Below are 4,501 nucleotides of genomic sequence, written 5' to 3'. Positions count from 1 at the left end.
GTTCTGCAGGCGATCGATGTTCCGATCGGTGGGAGCGGCGACGATTTTTTCTGGGCCGACGAGCTGTTTGTCTCCACTGCCGACAGCCGGGCCGCACAGGGAAAACTCACCGGTCGCCATCACCTGGCTTTCCAGGCAAGGGACCACGCCATGGTCGACGCCTTCTACAAGGCCGGACTGGCGGCTGGCGGCACGGACAATGGCGCGCCGGGCGAACGGCCCTATCATCCTGGCTATTACGCCGCCTTCCTGCTCGATCCCGACGGCAACAACATCGAGGCCGTCCATCATGGTCCGCATAGTCGCAGCGCAGCTTCGGTGAAGATCACCTTCTAAGCTGCCGATATTCAGCCGGCCGGGACCGCGGGCGCATGGGCGATGCTGGAGAGGCTGCCTTGCGTTGCCAGATTGATGGCCACGATGCTAACCGTGCAAATGGCGGGCGGGAATCGGCATCGAAGCAACGTGCGCTGCAAAATCCTCAATAGAACTCCCCTTACCTCCGTGGAGATATATCTTTTATGCAAAACCCAACAAGGGCGATCTGTGCCGCCACGCTTTTATTTGCGATCGGGGCCGTGGGCCTCACAAGTATATCACCTTTTGCTTATGTTTCATCGGCGCAGGCGCAGGAGGAATATCTTCCGACCCAGAAGGATTTTGTCGGCAAATGGAAACTCAACGGCGGAGCCATCCGGCCGCCGCGCGATATGAAGGATGCGCCGACACCGGAACAGGAAGCGGCCGCCAATGAATTCCAGCAGACGGTGACCGCGTTTTACGGCGCGTTCGACTATCTGGAGATCACGGCGGACGGCCGCTACAATTTTCATCAGCCGGGTGATCCGACGTCGGGGCCTTGCGTCTGGTGCGGAACCTGGTCCTTCAGCAACAGTTCGGCGTGGCTCAAGCTGGAGACCGCGCCCAGGCTGGATATCTACGCCAAGGACGGCGACATGCAGATGACCTACACTGTCGAACCCGACGAAAAATCGAAATATGCTTGGCTGGTTTTCGGTTGGACGAAGGCCGAGTAGGCGGCGGCGCACGGCTCCCCACCTAAACGGGCCTAAGCGGCTTTTCATCCATCTCGTATCCTCGTATACGAGATGGAGCCAACCGCCGAGGAGCCCGTATGAGTCCACTGCCTGAAACCGTGCCGTTTTTCAGCCAGTGGGAAACGCCAGACATGACGCTGGACGTGCTCGCCGACGGCGCGGATGTTGCCCTCAGGCGCGATCCGCTGTGGCGGGGATCGGGCGCGGAAACACTCGATGAATATGCGGTCTGGGCGGCCAATATCTGCGGCATGGCCTGCCTTAAGATGATCCTGGCAAGCCGCGGCGAGATCGTGCCGACGATCGAGCTTGCCAGGCGCTGCACCTTATATGGCGGCTATGTCGTCAACGGGGGATCGATCAAGGGGCTGATCTACGCGCCCTTCGTCAGCTTCGTGAAAGAGGTTTTTGGACTCCGGGCCGAGGTGGTGACCAATGTCGCGACGGCCGAGATTCCGGCGATCATGCAGCGGACGCGCTTCTTCATCGCGTCGGTCAGCAGTTCGATCCGCTGGCCCGAGCGCGAGCCGCCCTCGAAGGGCGGTCACCTGGTGCTGGTCACCGCGGCGTCCGACGAGGGTTTCCGCTTCCACAACCCGTCAGGCCATGACCCCGCCACACAGGCAGACGCAGTGTTGGCGCCGGCCGATTTCGACCGCTTCTTCGCCAATCGCGGCATTGCCGTCGCCATTTGATTTTTTTTGACAGTCGAGGGATTTCGATGACCGGTAAGACAAGAGTGGCCATCCTCTATGGCGGGCGTTCGGCCGAGCATGACGTGTCGCGCCTTTCGGCCGCCAATGTGCTGAAGGCGATCGACCGGACGCGCTACGACATCGTGCCGATCGCCATTACCAAAAGCGGCAGATGGCTGCTGCAACAACTTGATGACGCGGCAGGGGCGCCGGCATCCGAAGATGGTGCCGAGGTCGCGCTGCTGCCCGGCGGCAAGGGCCGGCTGGTCGCCGTGTCGCGGGATGGTACGCAGCCTGACCTGCCCCCCATCGACGTCGTGTTTCCTGTACTGCACGGGCCGTTCGGCGAGGACGGCTCGGTGCAGGGCTATGCCGAGGTCGCCGATGTCGCCTATGTCGGCTGCGGCATTCTCGCCTCGGCCGCCGCCATGGACAAGGATGTCGCCAAGCGGCTGATGCGCGAGGCGGGATTGGCGGTTGCCCGCTCCGTCACCGTGCATCGAAACGGGAAGCATTCCTTCCAGGAGATTGCCGGGATGCTCGGCCTGCCGTTCTTCGCCAAGCCGGCGCGCCAGGGCTCGTCCTTCGGGGTCAGCAAGGTGAATGACAGGGATGGCTTCGAGCAGGCCATCGACACGGCTTTCCGCTACGACGGCAAAGTGTTGATCGAGGAATTCGTCGAGGGGCGCGAGATCGAGTTCTCGGTGCTGGAGCGCGCCGACGGGTCGCTGACGGTGTCGCTGCCCGGCGAGATCATTCCGGCCGGCAAGCACGGCTTCTACACCTATGAGGCCAAATATCTCGATGCCGACGGCGCGCTGGTCAAGGTGCCCGCTGATGTCCCGGCCACTGTGGCCGACAAAGCGAGGGAGATGGCGCGTCAGGCTTTTCAGGCGCTCGGCTGCGAAGCCATGGCGCGCGTCGATTTCTTCCTGCGCGCCGATGGCAGCCTGCTCGTCAACGAGGTCAACACCATTCCCGGATTCACCGACATCTCGATGTACGCCAAGGCGTTGGCCGCCTCAGGCATCGGCTACAGCCAGACCATCGACGTGCTGATCGAGCACGCGCTGGCCAGGCATGCGGCGCGCTGATCCGATCGGTCGAGAGCGGCCGATGCGGCCCGGATCATTGCCTGTGAGCGAGGCGTATTTCATCGTTGGCTAAAGTTGCACGTCCGCTCTATATGCCCGATCATGGCATTTGGCAGGGGGAGGCATCACGTGGCCAATCGTCGAAACGGCACGGCGTCTCCGGCTGATGGGCTAGGGGACGCCCTTTCAGCGGCCGCGCCCCATCCGCGAACCTCTTTGCCCAATGTGGCGGCCATCGTCACGACGGTGGCCGCACTGTATTTCGGGCGCGAGGTTTTCCTGCCGATCGCGATCGCGCTGCTGCTGACCTTCGCACTGGCGCCGCTTGTCTCAGCTCTTAAAAAGATCGGCATTCCCCGGATTGCCGCCGTCATTGCCAGCGTGCTCGGCGCTTTCGCGGCGCTTGGCCTGTTCTCCTTCATCGTCGCCACGCAGGTCAGCGAACTGGCGCAGAACATCCCAGTCTACCAGACCAACATCCTGACCAAGATCCGCTCGCTCAAGGAAACCGGGGTCGGGGGCGGGATCCTTGCCAGACTGAGCCAGGTGGTCGAACGGGTCGGCCAGGAGATCGACAGGCAGGCCCCCTCGCTGCCGGCTGCCACCCCGGAAAAGCCGCAGCGCGAGCCGGTGCCGGTCGAGATCGTCGCGCGCGAAAGGCCGCTCCAGGTCCTGCAGAATATCGTCGGGCCGCTGATCAGCCCGCTTGGGTCGGCCGGACTGATCATCGTCGTCGTCATCTTCATGCTGCTCGAGCGGGAGGATCTGCGCGACCGCTTTATCCGGCTTGTCGGCTACGGCGACCTCCACCGCACCACCGAGGCGCTTCAGGATGCCGCCAAGCGGGTGGGCCGCTATCTCTTGATGCAATTGGTCGTCAACATCGTCTACGCCGTACCGATCGCGATCGGGCTCTGGGCCCTCGGTATTCCCAATGCGCTGCTGTGGGGGCTGCTGGCGCTGGCGCTGCGTTTCGTTCCCTATATCGGCCCGATCATCGGCATGCTTTTGCCGCTGTTCCTGGCGCTGGCCGTTGCGCCGGGCTGGTCGCTCGTGCTGTGGACCGCCGCCCTGTTCGTAGTGATGGAGCTGATCACCGGCAATATCATCGAACCCTGGCTCTACGGTTCGCGGACAGGACTGTCGCCGCTGGCGATCATCGTCGCGGCGATTTTCTGGACGTGGCTCTGGGGGCCGCTCGGGCTGATCCTGTCGACACCGCTCACCGTCTGCCTGGTGGTGCTGGGCAGACACGTGCCGCAGTTTGAATTCCTCGACGTGCTGTTCGGCAACGAGCCCGTGCTCGAACCCCATGCGCGCCTGTACCAGCGGCTTCTGGCCGGCGATCCGGAAGAAGCCACCGACCATGCCGAGGAGATGCTGGAGGAGAAATATCTGGTCGAATTCTACGACAAGGTTGCCATTCCGGCGCTTTTGCTGGGCGAACAAGACCGTGTGCGCGGCGTCATGGGCGATTTGCAAAGGCGGCAGGTGGCGGCCAGTGCCCTGGTGCTGGTGGCCAATCTCGACGACAGCGCGCAGGAGGAGGCAGGCGAAGAGGAGGCGCCGCCCGTGGCCGCAGAGGCGAGCGACGATGGCGATCCCAACGGGGAAGACGAGACCGACCTGCCCGATGGAACGGATATGTCCGTGC

The 4,501-nt window shown here is 63.1% G+C and carries 5 protein-coding genes; all 5 read left to right on the top strand.

The window, feature by feature from the left end; translation table 11 throughout:
* On the top strand, nucleotides 1–336 hold a 336-nt coding region (locus EN750_RS20205; protein ID WP_127397453.1), incomplete at its 5' end, for a VOC family protein.
* 185 nt (nucleotides 337–521) lie between these two features.
* Nucleotides 522–1,037, top strand: coding sequence for a hypothetical protein (locus EN750_RS20200; protein WP_127319408.1), 516 nt, complete (start codon nucleotides 522–524; stop codon nucleotides 1,035–1,037).
* 98 nt (nucleotides 1,038–1,135) lie between these two features.
* A complete protein-coding gene (locus EN750_RS20195) occupies nucleotides 1,136–1,753 on the top strand; it encodes a C39 family peptidase (protein ID WP_127397452.1) in 618 nt (205 codons plus the stop codon).
* Nucleotides 1,754–1,779: 26 nt separating this feature from the next.
* Entirely contained in the window at nucleotides 1,780–2,847 is a 1,068-nt protein-coding gene (locus tag EN750_RS20190) for a D-alanine--D-alanine ligase family protein (protein ID WP_127268759.1), read from the top strand.
* A 102-nt stretch (nucleotides 2,848–2,949) separates the two neighbouring features.
* Nucleotides 2,950–4,501, top strand: a 1,552-nt coding sequence (locus tag EN750_RS20185; protein WP_189526337.1) for an AI-2E family transporter, incomplete at its 3' end; no start/stop codon positions are given.

Origin of the sequence: Mesorhizobium sp. M7A.F.Ca.ET.027.03.2.1, assembly GCF_003999175.1 — a bacterium.
Taxonomy (GTDB): Bacteria; Pseudomonadota; Alphaproteobacteria; order Rhizobiales; family Rhizobiaceae; genus Mesorhizobium.
Note: the sequence above shows the minus strand (reverse complement) of the source record. Positions and strands in the feature narration are given on the sequence as shown.